General features: G+C 48.4%; 1 rRNA gene. It reads right to left on the reverse strand.

Going from position 1 to position 248, the window contains the following annotated elements:
- Positions 1–248 (reverse strand): 16S ribosomal RNA (locus K0040_RS20515); the annotation flags it as partial.

The raw sequence follows: 248 nt of genomic DNA on the forward strand, positions 1-248 counted from the left end.
CTCAGTTCCAATGTGGCCGATCACCCTCTCAGGTCGGCTACTGATCGTCGCCTTGGTAAGCCATTACCTTACCAACTAGCTAATCAGACGCGGGTCCATCTCATACCGCCGGAGCTTTGATAAAAAATCCATGTGAATCTCTTATATTATCCTGTATTAGCATACCTTTCGGTATGTTATCCATGTGTATGAGGCAGGTTACCCACGCGTTACTCACCCGTCCGCCGCTCTTTACCGAAGTAAATCGC

Source organism: Terrisporobacter petrolearius (genome assembly GCF_020748185.1).
In the GTDB taxonomy this organism is placed as follows: domain Bacteria; phylum Bacillota; class Clostridia; order Peptostreptococcales; family Peptostreptococcaceae; genus Terrisporobacter; species Terrisporobacter petrolearius.